Source organism: Geodermatophilus sp. SYSU D00879, assembly GCF_054050375.1.
Genome location: NZ_JBJGZF010000002.1, coordinates 40,185 through 54,330 on the forward strand (window position 1 = coordinate 40,185; position 14,146 = coordinate 54,330).

The window sequence follows — 14,146 nt, forward strand, 5'->3', positions numbered from 1 at the left end:
CTGGGGGTCCTGCCGGACCCCGGGACGGTCGTTCGGGTGGGCGGTCGGCTCAGGCCCGCGGATGCGCCTGGGCGTGCACCGCACGCAGCCGCTCGACGGTCACGTGCGTGTAGATCTGCGTCGTCGCGAGGCTAGCGTGGCCGAGCAGCTCCTGGACGGAGCGCAGGTCGGCGCCGCCCTCCAGGACGTGGGTGGCCGCGGAGTGCCGCAGCCCGTGCGGGCCGACGTCGGGGGCGCCGGGTGCGCGGGCCACCGCGGAGTGCACGGTCCGGCGGGCCTCGCGCGGGTCCAGCCGCCGCCCCCGCAGGCCCAGCAGCAGCGCCGGGCCGGAGTCGGGGGTGGCCAGCGCCGGGCGGCCCCGGGTCAGCCAGGCGTCGAGGGCCCGCTCGGCCGGTGCGCCGTAGGGCACGCTGCGCTCCTTGCGGCCCTTGCCGAGGACCCGCAGGAGCCGGCGGCCGCGGTCGACGTCGTCGACGTCGAGGCCGACCAGCTCGCTGACCCGGATGCCGCTGGCGTACAGCAGCTCGAGGACGACGGCGTCGCGCAGGCCCACGGGGTCCTCGGCGCCGGCGGTGGACTCGACGACGGCGCGGGCCTGGTCGGGGGCGAGCACGTCGGGCAGCGTCCGGTGCGCCTTGGGGCTCACCAGCCGCAGGCCGACGTCCTCAGGGGTGTGCCCCGAGCGGCGCAGCCAGGCGGTGAACGAGCGGGCGGCGGCGGCGCGGCGGGCGGTGGTCGCGCGGCTGGCGCCGCGCGTGCGCCCCTGGGCCAGCCAGCTGCGCAGCGCGGCGAGGTCCAGCTCGTCGACCCGCGTGCCGCCGCGGCGGGCGAGGTGGTCGAGCAGCCAGACGGCGTCGGTGACGTAGCCGCGGACGGTGTGCTCGGACAGGTCCCGCTCGTCCCGCAGCGCGTCCTCGTAGCCCTCCAGCGCGGCCGCGAGCGCCGGCGGCAGCGCGGCGCGGGCGTCGGCGGTCCGGGCGGTCACGCTCCGACCGTCCGACGGCACAGTCCGTGGGTCAAGCCGCCGCGCCGTCCGGTCGTGCGCGACGGATGTCGCACCTGGGTCCCGCCGGCCGGCCCCCGGCGGCGCACCCGCCGGGTCAGCGGCCGCGTCCCGCCCGCGGCGGTGGCGCCAGCCGCCAGCCGGTGCCGGTCCACTGCACGAGCTCGGCGATCTCCAGGCCGGGCAGCACGCGCATCGCCTCCAGCGGGTCGCAGCCGGCGACCGCGGCCAGCCGCTCGGCGCTCACGCCGGTCCGCACCGGGCAGGCGTCGAGCACCCGGCGGGCCAGGTCGGACAGGCCGTCGCGCGGTGACACGGGCCGGTGCGCCGGCGCGGCCAGGTCGTCCCCGAGGCTGCCGACGGCCTCGATGACCTGCGCGGCGCTGCTGACCAGCCGGGCGCCGGACTCCTGCTCCCGCAGCAGCTCGTGGCAGCCGACCGACATCGCGCTCGTCACCGGACCGGGCACCACCAGCACCTCCTTGCCCAGGGCGCGGGCGCGCCGGGCGGTCGCCTGCGCGCCGGAGCGGGCCGCGGCCTCGACCACCACGGTGCCGCGGGTGAGCCCGGCGATGATCCGGTTGCGGACGAGGAAGCGGTGCCGGTGCGGAGCCGCGCCCGGCGGCCACTCGCTGACCAGCAGGCCGCCGCCGCTGACGATGCGCTCGAACACCGCGGAGTGGGCGGCCGGGTAGGCCCGGTCGACCCCGCAGGCGAGCACGACCACGGTGGGGGCGCCCGCGGACAGCGCGCCGCGGTGGGCGGCGACGTCGATGCCGTACGCGCCGCCGGAGACGACCGTCCAGCCGCGCTCCCCCAGCTGCGCGCCGAGGTCGGCGGCCACGTGCTCGCCGTAGGCCGTGGACGCCCGCGCGCCGACCACGGCCACGGAGCGGTCGACGGCCGGTCCCAGCGGCGGGCCGCCGCGCACCCACAGGGCGACCGGCGGGACGAGCGCGGTGGTCCGGTCGCGCCGGCCCTCGCCGTCGCCGTCGGTGTACGCGGCGACGGTCAGCGCGTGCAGCGGCAGCGCGGGCCACTCGTCGTCCTCGGGGACCACCAGCCGGGCCCCGCACCGCTCCGCCCGGCGGAGGTCGGCGAGGGTGGCGTCCTGCTCGGCGCGCACGCCGACCAGGGCGCGGGCCCGCTCGGGCGCCGCCCCGGCCCGCAGGGCGCGCACCGCGGCGACCGGGCCGACGTCGTCGACCCACCGCCACAGGGCCACCGAGCCCGGCTCCGCGGCCCGGGTCAGCCAGGCGCGGGCGCGCCGGATGCCGGGGACCGCGACACCGTCGACCGCGGCCGGGCCGGCGAGGGCGTCCTCGAGGTCCTCGTCGAGGGTGGGCGCGGTCATGCCGCCACCCGCTGCAGCCGCATGCCCAGCGCCTCGGCGACGTCGCCGCCGTCGGGCACCGCCCGCCCGGCGAGGTCGGCCAGCGTCCAGGACACCCGCAGCACGCGGTCCAGCCCGCGGACCGACAGCAGGCCGCGGTCCAGCGCCCGCTCGGCCAGCGCCAGCGCCGGCCGCGGCACCGCCCAGCGCTCGCGCAGCAGCCGCCCGGGCACCTGGCTGTTGAGCAGCAGGCCGGTGCCGCGCAGCCGGGCAGCGGCGGCTCCGCGGGCGGCCGCGACCCGGGCCGCCACCGCGGCGGTCGGCTCCGGGGCCGCGCCGGTGTCCAGCCAGGCGGCGTGGGTGACCGGCGGCAGCTCGATCCGCAGGTCGATGCGGTCCAGCAGCGGGCCGGACAACCGGGACTGGTAGCGGCGGCGCTCCAGCGGGCTGCAGGTGCACACGGAGTCGCCGGCCGCGCTGGCGCACGGGCAGGGGTTGGCGGCCAGCACGAGCTGGGCGCGGCACGGGAAGGTCGCCGACCCGGCGGCCCGGCTGATCGTGACCTGGCCCCGCTCGAGGGGCTGGCGCAGCGTGTCCAGCGTCGCCCGGGCGAACTCCGGCGCCTCGTCGAGGAACAGCACGCCGCGGTGGGCGCGGCACAGCGCGCCGGGGCGGATGGCGCCCGAGCCGCCGCCGACGAGGGCGGCCATGGTGGCCGAGTGGTGCGGCGCCTCGAACGGCGGCCGGCTGAGCAGCGGCGCGTCCGGCGGCAGCGTGCCGGCGACCGAGTGGATGGCGGTGACCTCGAGCGCGGCCCGCTCGTCGAGGACGGGCAGCAGGCCGGGCAGCCGCTCGGCGAGCATCGTCTTGCCCGCCCCCGGCGGCCCGGTGAGGAGCAGGTGGTGCCCGCCGGCCGCGGCGACCTCCACCGCACGCCGGCCCGCGGCCTGGCCGACGACGTCGCCGAGGTCCGGGGCCGGTGCCGGCGGGGGCAGCGGGCCGCGGACGTGCGGCGCCAGCCGGGCGCGGCCGGACAGGTGGGCCACCAGGTCGCCGAGGGCGTGCACGGCGAGGACGTCGACGCCGTCGACCAGCGCGGCCTCCTCCGCGTTGCCGGCCGGGACGACGACGGTGCCGTGCCCGGCCCGGGCGGCGGCCAGCACGGCGGGCAGGACACCGCGGACCGCGCGCACCGAGCCGTCGAGCCCGAGCTCACCGAGCAGCACCAGCCCGTCGGCGGCGTCGGCCGGGAGCGTGCCGGCCGCGGCGAGCACGGCGGCGGCCAGCGCGAGGTCGAAGCCGCTCCCCTGCTTGGGCATCGACGCCGGCGACAGCCCGATGGTGATCCGCCGCATCGGCCAGGACGCCCCGGTGTTGACCACGGCCGCGCGGACCCGGTCGACCGACTGGCGGACCACGGCGTCGGGCAGGCCGACCAGCACCACGCCGGGGACGCCGGCGGACATGTCCACCTCGACCTCGACCATCGCGCCGGACACCCCGGCCAGCCCGACCGACCAGGTGCGGGCGAGCGTCACGAGAACGCCCCGCGCAGGTGGGTGACCAGCGCGGGCGCGGCCGGCCGCACCAGCACGCCGACCACGTCGAAGCGCAGGTCGGGCGCGTGCTCGTCGTGGGCGGCCAGCCACCGCTGGGCCAGCGTGCGCAGCCGCCGCTGCTTGGCCGCGGTCACCGCCTCGACGGGGTGGCCGAAGCCGGTGGCGCGGCGGGTCTTGACCTCGCAGAAGACGATCGCCGTCCCCTCGCGGGCGACGATGTCGAGCTCGCCGTCGCGGCACCGCCAGTTGCGGTCGAGGACGGTCAGCCCGGCGTCGGTGAGGTAGGCCGCGGCGATCGTCTCCCCGCGGCTGCCGAGTTCGGTTCTCGTGGACACCCACCGACCGTGGGCCCGCACGCTCGACGTCCGGGACCTCCCGGCAGTTCTGTGGACGGGGTGAGGGCCTGTGGAGAGGCCCTCGTGCCCTGTCGGTCCCCGCCCACAGGCTCCTAGCGTCGCCGCGTCCCCGTCCGGGCTCGGCAGGGAGGAGGGACCACCGTGATCCTCGTCGTGGGGGCGACCGGCCAGGTGGGCTGCCAGGTCGTCCGGCTGCTGGCGGCACAGGGCCGTCCGGTGCGCGCAGTGGTGCGCCGGCCGGAGGCCGCGCCCGACCTCGCAGCGACCGGCGCGGAGATCGTGGCGGCCGACCTGCGGGCGCCGGAGACGCTCGACGCGGCGCTGACCGGAGTCCGGGGCGTCGTCGCGACCGCCAGCGTGATCGCGCCGACACAGCGCGGCGACACGCACGCCGCAGAGGTCCGCGGCTACGCCGAGCTGGTGGCCCGGGCCGAGCGGGCCAGGGTGCGCCGCTTCGTGTACGCCAGCGTGCCGGCCGGCCCGGTGGACGAGGCCGTGCCACCGGTCCGGGCCAAGCGCCGGACGGAGGAGCGGCTCGCAGCGTCCACGCTGTCGTGGGCATCGCTGCGGCTGCCGCCGTTCACCGAGGTGTGGCTGGCGCTCGTGGGCAGCTCTCTCCCGGTCCGGGCCGAGCTGCGTCCGGTCACGTCACGGCCCTTCCCGTTCCTGCAGCGGTTCCGCCGCCTGACCGGCCGCAGCATCGACGACCACGGCCTCATGCTCGTGCCCGGACCGGCGTCGGCGCGACACGCGTTCATCTCCGTGCACGACGTCGCGCGGCTGATGGTGGCGGCGGCGGACGCCCACGACGTCGACGGCACCGTGGACGTCGGCGGCCCCGAGGTGCTCACGTGGGCCGACGTCGCCCGGCACTTCGAGGAGGTGCTGGACCGGCGCGTCCGGGTGCTGAGCACGCCCGCCGCGGCCTACGCCGTCGCCCAGCGGGTGCTGGCGCCCGTGGCACCCGCCGCGGCCACCGTCATGGCGCTCGACCGCTTCGTGGCCTGCCTGGAGACCCCCTGGGACACCACCGAGCTGACCAGGCGGATGGGCGTCGAGAACATGAGCACCGTCGCGGAGGTGCTGCGCGAGAAGGCGGCCGTCCCCTCACCGGCCTGAGCCGGGAGCGCCCCGGACCTGCGGCGTCCCTGGCCCGGACTGCGGATCAGGACAGGCGCGGACCCTCGGGCAGCTCGAGGTCGGGCTTGTCCAGCTCCTCGACGTTGACGTCCTTGAACGTCAGCACCCGGACGTTGCGGACGAACCGGGCCGGCCGGTACATGTCCCAGACCCAGGCGTCGGACAGCTTGAGCTCGAAGAACACCTCGCCGCCGGCCTCGCGGACCTGCAGGTCGACGGCGTTGGCCAGGTAGAAGCGCCGCTCGGTCTCCACCACGTAGGTGAACTGCCGGACGATGTCCCGGTACTCGCGATAGAGCTGCAGCTCCATCTCGGTCTCGTACTTCTCCAGGTCCTCGGTGCTCATCGCGGCTCTCCGGAGATCGTGCGCATGCCCCCATCATCGACCATGCCGCCGGCAGCGGTGAGCTGGAGTTCCCGGACGGCGCGCGCGTCGCGGGCGCGGACGACGTTGACGAAGCGCGACCGGTGCTCGGGACAGGGCCCGTGACGCTCCAGCGCGGCGGTGTGCGCCTCGGTGGTGTAGCCCTTGTGCACCGCGAAGTCGTACTCCGGGAAGCGCTCGTGCACGCCGAGCATGATCCGGTCCCGGGTGACCTTGGCCAGCACCGACGCCGCGGCCACGCAGGCGGCGACCCGGTCGCCCTTCCACACGGCCAGGGCCGGCACCCCGAGGCCGGGCACGGAGAAGCCGTCGGTGAGCACGTAGTCCGCCGGCGGGTCCAGCGCGCTGACCGCGCGGCGCAGCGCCTCGAGGTTGGTGACGTGCATGCCGCGCGCGTCGAGGTCGGCGACCGGGATGACCACGACCGACCAGGACAGCGCGCGGTCGACGACCTCGGCGTAGACCCGCTCGCGCGCCGCGGCGGTCAGGAGCTTGGAGTCGGCCAGCCCGGGGACCCGCCCGCGGCGCCCGGGGGGCAGCACGCACGCGGCGGCGACCAGCGGTCCGGCGCAGGCGCCGCGGCCGGCCTCGTCGGCGCCGGCGACGGCGGAGAACCCGCGCCGACGGAGCGAGCGCTCCATGTCCCAGAGCGCGTCGTCGCGGCCCGGGTCGCCGACGGGGTCGGGACGGCGGGTGCGGGCGGCCGGCGTCACGGCGGCCCGGTGTGCGGGGGGAAGACGGCCTGCCATCGCCGTCCGACACTACGACGCCCCGGGGACACGTCCCGTCCCCGGGACGGCGGGACGGGCCGGGGCGCAGACGGCGGCGGGCCGGCCCCCGGGGTCAGAGGGGGCCGGCCCGTCGTCCCGGTCCGGTCGCCGAGGAGGCGGACGGCCGGCCGGGGAGCGCCGGACCCGGCGCGGTGCTGCCGGGTCCGGGCGCCGGGATCAGACCTCGGCCGGGGCCGCGGCGGGGACGGTCAGCGCGTGGGCGCCGCAGGTGCAGCTGCCCGACGAGCGGGAGGACAGGACCAGGGAGACGGCGTGCGCGCGGTCGCGGGCGCCGAGCTTGCGCAGGATCGCCTTCACGTGCGACTTGACGGTGTCCTCGCTGATGAACAGGTTGCGGCCGATCTGCCGGTTGGACTGGCCCTGCAGCAGCTCGTCGAGGACGTCCTGCTCGCGCCGGGTGAGCGGCACCTCGGGGGTGAGCGGCTTGCCGGCCGGCGCGGCGGTGGCCCCCTCGACCCGGCGGATCTGCGGGTCGACGACGGTGCGGCCGGCGCGGGCGGCCAGGATCGCCCAGCCGAGCAGCGTCGGCGAGGTGTTGAGCATCAGGTAGCCGCGGACACCGGCGGCGACCGCCTCGTTGACCACGGCCGGGTCCTCGGAGGTGGCGAGGGCGACGACGGCGACCCGCGGGAAGCGGCGGCGCAGGTCCCGGACGACGTTGAGGGTGGCGGCGCGGCCGGCGCCCATCTCGACGACCACGGCGTCGGGCCGGGCGGTCTCGACGAGGGTGAGGGCGCGGCGCAGCTCGCCGGGGGTGCCCACCGACTGCATGCCGGCGGTCTCGTTGATCATGCTGACCAGGCCGCGCCGCAGGACGGGGGCGTCGGCGAGGAGGAGCACGCGGGTGACGCCTCGGGTAGCGCTCGCCAGGGGTGCGGACACGACTTTCTCCATTTCGGTGGACCGGGTTGCTCTCGACTACTCCATCGGGATGAATGGCACGGTCCTTGAACACTTCCTGGGGATTTTTCTCGCAGCCCGTATTGATAGCGCTCGTCACAGGAGAAACCGGAAAGGCGACCGTCTCCCCTTTGTCGACATGGGGACGCCGATCCCGGGAATGGCGCACGAAAGACGACGGCGCCGCCCCTCGGGGAGGGACGGCGCCGTCGGGAGGCGGGCGGAGGTCAGCGCGGGGGCGGGTGGCGCAGCCGGTGTCGGCGGTTCCACGCCGCGACCGGCAGCGCGCCGACGACGCCCGCGCCGAGCGGGAGCACCTGGCCGACGGTGCCCGCGGCGGCGGCCGCCTCCGTGCCCTGGATGTCCGGGGAGTCCAGCGTGCCGAACCGGGACACCGGCCACACGATGAGCGCGGCCTTGCCGATCACGTCGTCGACGGCGACGGTGCCGCCGTAGCGGTCGCCGACGTGCGAGCGGGAGTCGGCCGAGGCCGACCGGTGGTCCCCCATGACCCAGAGTCGGCCCTCCGGCACGGTGACGGGGCCGAAGGCGCGGGACTCCAGCGGGGTGTCCTCGTAGATGTAGGGCTCGTCGAGCGGCTCGCCGTCGACGGTCACCCGGCCCTCGGCGTCGCAGCACTGCACGGTCTGGCCGCCCACGGCGATGACCCGCTTGACGTAGTCGTCCTCGCTCGGCGGCGCCACGCCGACGGCCCGGCCCAGCCACAGCAGCCCGCCGGTGAACCAGTTGGTGGGCTCGGAGACCACGACCTCGGGCGTCCAGGTGTCCGGTCCCTGGAAGACGACGATGTCGCCGGGCTCGGGGTCGCCGAACCAGTACGGGACCTTGTTGACCAGGACGCGGTCCCCGGTGCAGCCGGTGCAGCCGTGCAGCGTCTGCTCCATCGACCCGGAGGGGATGAAGAAGGCCTGCGCGAGGAAGGTCTTCACCAGCAGCGCGAGCACGAAGGCCACGAGCAGCAGCACGGGCAGCTCGCGCAGCAGCGAGCTCTTCTTCTCCGGCTCGTCCCGCCTCCGCCAGGTGCGGCGGCGGCCACCGGCGTCCGGCCGCTCGGGCGTGGGGTCGTCCCCCGGGACGACGTCGGCGGGCCCTCCGGACCGATCGCTGCTCATCGAGAGCCAGCGTACGGCCGCGGAGGACCCGCCGTGGTCAGGCCGGGTCGGACCGGCCCGGAGTCGTCCGGCCGGAGCCGGGGACGGTCAGCGCGCGACGGTCTCGCGACGCTCCTTGATCTTGGCGGCCTTGCCGCGCAGCTCGCGCAGGTAGTAGAGCTTGGCCCGGCGGACGTCACCGCGGGTCAGCACCTCGATCTTCTCGACGACCGGGGTGTGCACCGGGAAGGTGCGCTCCACGCCCACGCCGAAGCTCACCTTGCGGACGGTGAAGGTCTCGCGGATCCCGCCGCCCTGGCGCCGGATGACGACGCCCTGGAAGACCTGGATGCGCGAGCGGTTGCCCTCGACGACGCGGACGTGCACCTTGACGGTGTCCCCGGGGCGGAACTCGGGGATGTCGTCGCGCAGCGAGTCGGCGTCGAGTACGTCCAGGGTGTTCATCGCAGCATTCCTCGGTCTCAGCGTTGGCTCGTCGTCGGCCCGGGCATCGGGGTGCCCCACGCTCCGGACCAGGTGGCTGCGACTCCGGGAGGAGTGCCCGTCGGCGGCGCCTCCGGTCTGCAGCGACTCTCTACTGTGCCACACGGGTGCCACCCTGCCGAGCGCGGGCCGGGCAGGGCTGGCCCCCGGGCCGGTCAGTCGACCACGCGGGGTGGCCGGCGCCACGGCCCGGCCAGCAGCTCGGGCAGCACGCCGGCGAGCTCGCGGGGCGCGAACTCCACGTCCGCCGCGGCGATCTCGGCGGCGGTCCACCAGCGGTGCGGCTCCTCACCCAGCAGCTCAAGCTCGGTGCGGCCGGTGGCGTCCACCTCGTGGACGACGTCGCGCAGGACGAAGAAGGTCTCCCGCGAGTCGATCTGCACGCCGGCGAACGATCCGACGTGCCGCCGGAACCACACCGGGCCCTCCAGGGCCGCGGGGTCCACGACCAGGCCGATCTCCTCGGCCAGCTCGCGGGCGGCGGCCTCGCGGACGCTCTCGCCGTCCTCCACTCCCCCGCCGGGCGTGTACCAGAACAGCACGTCGCCGGGCGGGACGGCGGGGTCGGTCAGCCGGGCGCCGAGCAGCAGCACCCGGCCGTCGGGGTCGAGCACGACGACCCGCGCCGTGGGGCGGACCACCGCCCGAGCGACCTCCGCGCGCTCAGGCACCGTCGAGGACCGCCCGGTCGGCGGGCGACAGCGCGTCCTCGGGCAGCGCGGCCAGCAGGTCGGGACGCCGGGTCGCGGTCCGCCGCAGCGACTCCGCGCGGCGCCAGCGGGCGATGGCGGCGTGGTCGCCGGACAGCAGCACCGGCGGGACGTCCAGCCCGCGCCACGACGCCGGGCGGGTGTAGGAGGGGCCCTCGAGCAGCCCGTCGGCGTGCGAGTCGAACTCGACCGACTCGCGGTTGCCGACGACGCCGGGGATCAGCCGGGTGACCGCCTCGACCATCACCAGCACCGCGGACTCGCCACCGGCGAGCACGTAGTCGCCGATCGAGACCTCCGACACCGGCCCGGCCGCGGCGGCCCACTCGGCCACCCGCTGGTCGATGCCCTCGTAGCGGCCGCAGGCGAACACCAGCCCGGGCTCGGCGGCCCACCCGGCGGCGACGGCCTGGGTGAACGGGCGCCCGGCGGGCGTGGGCACGACCAGCCGGGTGCCGGGCGGGCGGACGGCCTCCAGGGCGCGCGCCCACGGCTCGGGGCGCATGACCATGCCGGGGCCGCCGCCGTAGGGGGCGTCGTCGACGGTGCGGTGGACGTCGTCGGTCCACTGCCGCAGGTCGTGCACGCCGACGGAGACCAGGCCGCGCTCGGCGGCCTTCCCGAGCAGCGACTGGCGCAGCGGCGCCAGGTACTCGGGGAAGATCGTGACGACGTCGATCCGGAAGGCGTCGCTCACAGGTCGAGCAGCCCCTCGGGCGGGTCGACGACGACGAAACCGCCGGGCACGTCGACGGTCGGCACGATCGCCGTGACGAACGGCACCAGCAGCTCGCCGCCGTCGGGGCGCGCGACAACCAGCAGGTCCGCGCCCTCGTGGCGGACCGCGGTGACCTCGCCCAGCGGGGTGCCGTCGGTCAGCCGGGCGGCCAGGCCGACCAGCTGGTGGTCGTAGAAGGCGTCGGGGTCCTCCAGCGCCGGCAGGTCGGCGACCGGGACCTCGAGCAGGGTGTCGCGGAGGGTCTCGACGGCCTCGCGGCTGTCATAGCCCTCGAACGCGAGCAGCAGCACCTCGCGGTGCCAGCGGGCGCCGGCGACGGTCAGCGGACCGCGCCCGGCGGGGACGGTGCGCAGGACGGCACCGGGGCGGAAGCGCTCACCGGGGTCGTCGGTGCGGACCTCGACGGTGGCCTCACCACGGACACCGTGGGGCCGGCCGATGCGGCCGACCACCACGGTGTCGGTGGAGGAGTTCTGCGCGTCCAAGCCGCGCGGCTCAGCGCCCGTCGGTGTCGACGACGTCGACCCGCAGGCCGCGGCCGCCGACGCCGGTCATGACGGTGCGCAGCGCCTTGGCGGTGCGCCCGCCGCGACCGATCACCTTGCCGAGGTCGTCGGGGTGGACCCGGACCTCGAGGGTCTTGCCGCGACGGCCGCCGACCAGGTCGACGGTCACGTCGCGCGGGTGGTCGACGATGCCCTTGACCAGGTGCTCGAGCGCCTCTTCGAGCACGTCTTACTCGGCGGGCGTCGTGGTGGCGCCGGCGGCCGGGCCCGCGCCACCGGCACCGGCGGCCTCGGCCACCGTGGCGGCGGCGTCGTCGGCCTTGGGAGCGGCCTTCTTCTTCGGGGTGGTCGCACCGGCGGCCGGCTCCTCGCCGGCGCTGCGGACGGCCTCCTCGTAGAGGGCCTTGCGGTCGGGCTTGGGGGCGGCGACCTTCATGGGCGGCGGGGCCGGCTCGCCCTTGAACTTCTGCCAGTCACCGGTCACGCGGAAGATGGCCGCGACCGGCTCGGTCGGCTGCGCGCCGACACCCAGCCAGTACTGCGCGCGCTCGCTGTCGACCTCGATGAAGGAGGGCTCCTCCTTCGGGTGGTACTTGCCGATCGTCTCGATGACGCGGCCCTCGCGCTTGGTGCGCGAGTCGGCGACGACGATGCGGTAGTACGGAGCACGCATCTTGCCCAGACGCATGAGCTTGATCTTGGTGGCCACGGTGGCTCGGAATCTCCTCGAACGCTGTTCGTCGGTGCTCGCCGGACGGACGCGTGGGGTTACGCCGGGGCGGAGCCAGGGACACGGCCGGCGTCGGTGAGAGGGCCGCACACCGCCGTGTTCGACCGACCATGATGCCAGATGCCGGGAGGCGTGCCATGACCAGCCGGGGTCTGCTGCACCACGTCGAGCTGTGGGTGCCCGACCTGGCCCGCGCGGAGCGCTCCTGGGGCTGGCTGCTCACCGCGCTGGGCGCGGCGCCGTACCAGTCGTGGGAGCACGGCCGGTCCTGGCGGCTCGGCGACGTCTACGTCGTCGTCGAGCGGTCGCCGGACCTCGCCGCGGACACCCACGAGCGCCGCCGGCCCGGCCTCAACCACCTCGCGTTCTGGGCCGGCACCGCCGACGACCTCGACGCCCTGGTGGCCGCGGCGCCGGCGCACGGGTGGCGGCTGCTGTTCGCCGACCGCCACCCGTTCGCCGGCGGCCCGCAGCACCGGGCGGCCTACCTCGAGGACGCCGACGGCTACGAGGTCGAGCTGGTCTCCGACCGGACCTGAGCGAGCACCGCCGCCGCGGCGTCGGCCACCGGCACCTCCGACCGCTCCCCCGTCGCCCGGTCGCGCAGCTCGACGACGCCGTCGGCGAGCCCGCGGCCGACGGTCACGATGGTCGGCATCCCGAGCAGCTCGGCGTCCTTGAACTTCACCCCGGGCGACACCTTCGGCCGGTCGTCGTAGAGCACGGTCAGCCCGGCGGCGACCAGCTCGTCGGACAGCGCCTGCGCGGCCTCGAACACCGCGGCGTCCTTGCCGGTGGCGACGACGTGCACGTCGGCCGGGGCGATCTCGCGCGGCCAGACCAGGCCCAGCTCGTCGTGGGTGGACTCGGCGATCGCGGCGACCGCGCGGGAGACGCCGATGCCGTAGGAGCCCATGGTGACGGTGACGAGCTTGCCGTTCTCGTCGAGCACCTGGAGGCCGAGGGCGTCGGCGTACTTGCGGCCCAGCTGGAAGATGTGCCCGATCTCCACGCCGCGGGCGAGCTCCAGCGGGCCCGAGCCGTCGGGCGCGGGGTCGCCGGGCAGCACCTCGGCGGCCTCGACGGTGCCGTCCCAGGAGAAGTCGCGCCCGGCCACCAGGTCGAACACGTGCTTGCCCGGCTCGTTGGCGCCGGTGACCCAGCGGGTGCCGGGCACGACGCGGGGGTCGACGAGGTAGCGGATGCCCGACTCGCTGTCCTTCCCGAGCACCTGCGGGCCGATGTAGCCCTTGACCAGCGCCGGGTGCGCCTCGAAGTCGGTGAACGGCTCCACCTCGGCCGGCGCCACCTGCGCCTCCAGCCGCTTGGCGTCGACCTCGCGGTCGCCGGGGATGCCGATGACCAGCGGCTCCCGCGTGCCGTCGGGGTGCACGAGCGTGACGACGACGTTCTTCAGCGTGGAGGCGGCCGTGTACCCGGCGTCGGGGAACAGCTCCCGCGCGACGGCGACCAGCGTCTCGATGGTCGGGGTGTCGGGGGTGTCCTCGACGTGCGCCTCGGGCAGGCCCTCGATCGGCAGCGGCTCGGGGACGACGGTGCTGACCGCCTCGACGTTGGCCGCGTAGCCGCCGGCCGAGCGGACGAAGGTGTCCTCGCCGATCTCGGTCGGGTGCAGGAACTCCTCGCTCTTGGAGCCCCCCATCGCGCCGGACATCGCCGAGACGATCACGTACTCGAGGCCCAGCCGGTCGAAGATCCGGACGTAGGCGGCGCGGTGCGCGGCGTAGGAGGCGTCGAGGCCCGCGTCGTCGACGTCGAAGGAGTAGCTGTCCTTCATCGTGAACTCGCGGGTGCGGAACAGCCCCGCCCGGGGCCGCGCCTCGTCCCGGTACTTGGTCTGGATCTGGTACAGCGACAGCGGCAGGTCCTTGTACGACGAGTACAGGTCCTTCACCAGGAGCGTGAACACCTCCTCGTGCGTGGGCCCGAGGAGGAAGTCCGCGCCCCGGCGGTCCTGCAGGCGGAAGAGGTTGGGGCCGTACTCGGTCCAGCGGTTGGTCGCCTCGTAGGGCTCGCGGGGCAGCAGCGCCGGGAAGTGCACCTCCTGCGCGCCCATCCGGTCCATCTCCTCGCGGACGACGCGCTCCACGTTGCGGAAGACCCGGTAGCCCAGCGGCAGCCAGGTGAAGCCGCCCGGCGCGGCCCGGCGGATGTAGCCGGCCCGCACGAGCAGGCGATGGCTCGGGACCTCGGCGTCGGCCGGGTCGTCGCGCAGGGTGCGCAGGAACAGGGAGGACATCCGCAACAGCACGACACGAGTCTCCCAGGGCGCGCGAACGGGTTGTGCCGCACGGTCAGCCGCCCGCAAGAGCGGCACAAGCACCGGCCGCGACCGTCGTCCCCGGCGAGCCGCCGAC

Annotated in this window: 17 protein-coding genes; 2 read left to right on the forward strand and 15 right to left on the reverse strand. The window is 76.2% G+C overall.

Going from position 1 to position 14,146, the window contains the following annotated elements; genetic code table 11:
* Window positions 1-49 precede the first annotated feature (49 nt).
* The 4 genes from ACI79B_RS03585 to ACI79B_RS03600 form a co-directional block, all read right to left on the reverse strand.
* Entirely contained in the window at window positions 50-985 is a 936-nt protein-coding gene (locus tag ACI79B_RS03585; protein ID WP_456929893.1) for a tyrosine-type recombinase/integrase, read from the reverse strand.
* A 115-nt stretch (window positions 986-1,100) separates the two neighbouring features.
* Window positions 1,101-2,357 (reverse strand): DNA-processing protein DprA, encoded by a 1,257-nt coding sequence (gene dprA, locus ACI79B_RS03590; protein WP_456929892.1) that lies wholly within the window; start codon window positions 2,355-2,357, stop codon window positions 1,101-1,103.
* The gene (locus ACI79B_RS03595) at window positions 2,354-3,874 is read right to left on the reverse strand and encodes a YifB family Mg chelatase-like AAA ATPase (protein ID WP_456929891.1); all 1,521 of its coding nucleotides are present in this window, start codon (window positions 3,872-3,874) and stop codon (window positions 2,354-2,356) included. Before ACI79B_RS03595 ends, dprA begins: the two co-directional genes overlap by 4 nt.
* On the reverse strand, window positions 3,871-4,230 hold the full coding sequence (locus ACI79B_RS03600) for a YraN family protein (protein ID WP_456929890.1): 360 nt from the start codon (window positions 4,228-4,230) through the stop codon (window positions 3,871-3,873). Before ACI79B_RS03600 ends, ACI79B_RS03595 begins: the two co-directional genes overlap by 4 nt.
* Window positions 4,231-4,392: 162 nt before the next feature.
* Between ACI79B_RS03600 and ACI79B_RS03605 the strand changes: the two genes are divergently transcribed.
* Window positions 4,393-5,370 (forward strand): SDR family oxidoreductase, encoded by a 978-nt coding sequence (locus ACI79B_RS03605; RefSeq protein ID WP_456929889.1) that lies wholly within the window; start codon window positions 4,393-4,395, stop codon window positions 5,368-5,370.
* Window positions 5,371-5,416: 46 nt separating this feature from the next.
* Here ACI79B_RS03605 and ACI79B_RS03610 read toward each other — a convergent pair whose 3' ends face one another.
* The 10 genes from ACI79B_RS03610 to rpsP form a co-directional block, all read right to left on the reverse strand.
* Window positions 5,417-5,737: a DUF2469 domain-containing protein gene (locus ACI79B_RS03610; protein ID WP_456929888.1), complete on the reverse strand. Its 321-nt coding sequence runs from the start codon at window positions 5,735-5,737 to the stop codon at window positions 5,417-5,419.
* Complete coding sequence (locus ACI79B_RS03615; protein WP_456929887.1) at window positions 5,734-6,489, reverse strand: ribonuclease HII; 756 nt, start codon at window positions 6,487-6,489, stop codon at window positions 5,734-5,736. Before ACI79B_RS03615 ends, ACI79B_RS03610 begins: the two co-directional genes overlap by 4 nt.
* A gap of 234 nt (window positions 6,490-6,723) precedes the next feature.
* Window positions 6,724-7,449: a LuxR C-terminal-related transcriptional regulator gene (locus tag ACI79B_RS03620; protein ID WP_456929886.1), complete on the reverse strand. Its 726-nt coding sequence runs from the start codon at window positions 7,447-7,449 to the stop codon at window positions 6,724-6,726.
* A 245-nt stretch (window positions 7,450-7,694) separates the two neighbouring features.
* A complete protein-coding gene (lepB, locus tag ACI79B_RS03625; RefSeq protein WP_456929885.1) occupies window positions 7,695-8,600 on the reverse strand; it encodes a signal peptidase I in 906 nt (301 codons plus the stop codon).
* A gap of 87 nt (window positions 8,601-8,687) precedes the next feature.
* Window positions 8,688-9,044 (reverse strand): 50S ribosomal protein L19, encoded by a 357-nt coding sequence (rplS, locus tag ACI79B_RS03630; RefSeq protein WP_387993438.1) that lies wholly within the window; start codon window positions 9,042-9,044, stop codon window positions 8,688-8,690.
* Between the two features lie 194 nt (window positions 9,045-9,238).
* Window positions 9,239-9,724, reverse strand: a complete 486-nt coding sequence (locus ACI79B_RS03635) for an NUDIX hydrolase (protein ID WP_456929884.1) — start codon at window positions 9,722-9,724, stop codon at window positions 9,239-9,241.
* Window positions 9,725-9,746: 22 nt separating this feature from the next.
* Window positions 9,747-10,490: a tRNA (guanosine(37)-N1)-methyltransferase TrmD gene (trmD, locus tag ACI79B_RS03640; protein WP_456929883.1), complete on the reverse strand. Its 744-nt coding sequence runs from the start codon at window positions 10,488-10,490 to the stop codon at window positions 9,747-9,749.
* The gene (gene rimM / locus ACI79B_RS03645; protein ID WP_456929882.1) at window positions 10,487-11,017 is read right to left on the reverse strand and encodes a ribosome maturation factor RimM; all 531 of its coding nucleotides are present in this window, start codon (window positions 11,015-11,017) and stop codon (window positions 10,487-10,489) included. Before rimM ends, trmD begins: the two co-directional genes overlap by 4 nt.
* A 10-nt stretch (window positions 11,018-11,027) precedes the next feature.
* On the reverse strand, window positions 11,028-11,264 hold the full coding sequence (locus ACI79B_RS03650; RefSeq protein ID WP_387993447.1) for an RNA-binding protein: 237 nt from the start codon (window positions 11,262-11,264) through the stop codon (window positions 11,028-11,030).
* Between the two features lie 3 nt (window positions 11,265-11,267).
* Complete coding sequence (gene rpsP, locus ACI79B_RS03655) at window positions 11,268-11,747, reverse strand: 30S ribosomal protein S16 (protein ID WP_456929881.1); 480 nt, start codon at window positions 11,745-11,747, stop codon at window positions 11,268-11,270.
* A 158-nt stretch (window positions 11,748-11,905) separates the two neighbouring features.
* On the opposite strand from rpsP, the gene ACI79B_RS03660 reads away from it, so the two are divergent.
* Window positions 11,906-12,307, forward strand: coding sequence for a VOC family protein (locus tag ACI79B_RS03660; protein ID WP_456929880.1), 402 nt, complete (start codon window positions 11,906-11,908; stop codon window positions 12,305-12,307).
* On the opposite strand, the gene ACI79B_RS03665 is transcribed toward ACI79B_RS03660, so the two are convergent.
* The gene (locus ACI79B_RS03665; RefSeq protein WP_456929879.1) at window positions 12,274-14,040 is read right to left on the reverse strand and encodes a proline--tRNA ligase; all 1,767 of its coding nucleotides are present in this window, start codon (window positions 14,038-14,040) and stop codon (window positions 12,274-12,276) included. The genes ACI79B_RS03660 and ACI79B_RS03665 overlap by 34 nt on opposite strands.
* Between the last annotated feature and the right edge of the window lie 106 nt (window positions 14,041-14,146).

What these genes read in the sequence shown, in the direction of transcription:
- ACI79B_RS03610 (WP_456929888.1), bottom strand. Translation starts at nt 5,737, where the DNA reads ATGAGCACCGAGGACCTGGAGAAGTACGAGACCGAGATGGAGCTGCAG.
- lepB (WP_456929885.1), bottom strand. Translation starts at nt 8,600, where the DNA reads ATGAGCAGCGATCGGTCCGGAGGGCCCGCCGACGTCGTCCCGGGGGAC.
- dprA (WP_456929892.1), bottom strand. Translation starts at nt 2,357, where the DNA reads ATGACCGCGCCCACCCTCGACGAGGACCTCGAGGACGCCCTCGCCGGC.
- rplS (WP_387993438.1), bottom strand. Translation starts at nt 9,044, where the DNA reads ATGAACACCCTGGACGTACTCGACGCCGACTCGCTGCGCGACGACATC.
- ACI79B_RS03660 (WP_456929880.1), top strand. Translation starts at nt 11,906, where the DNA reads ATGACCAGCCGGGGTCTGCTGCACCACGTCGAGCTGTGGGTGCCCGAC.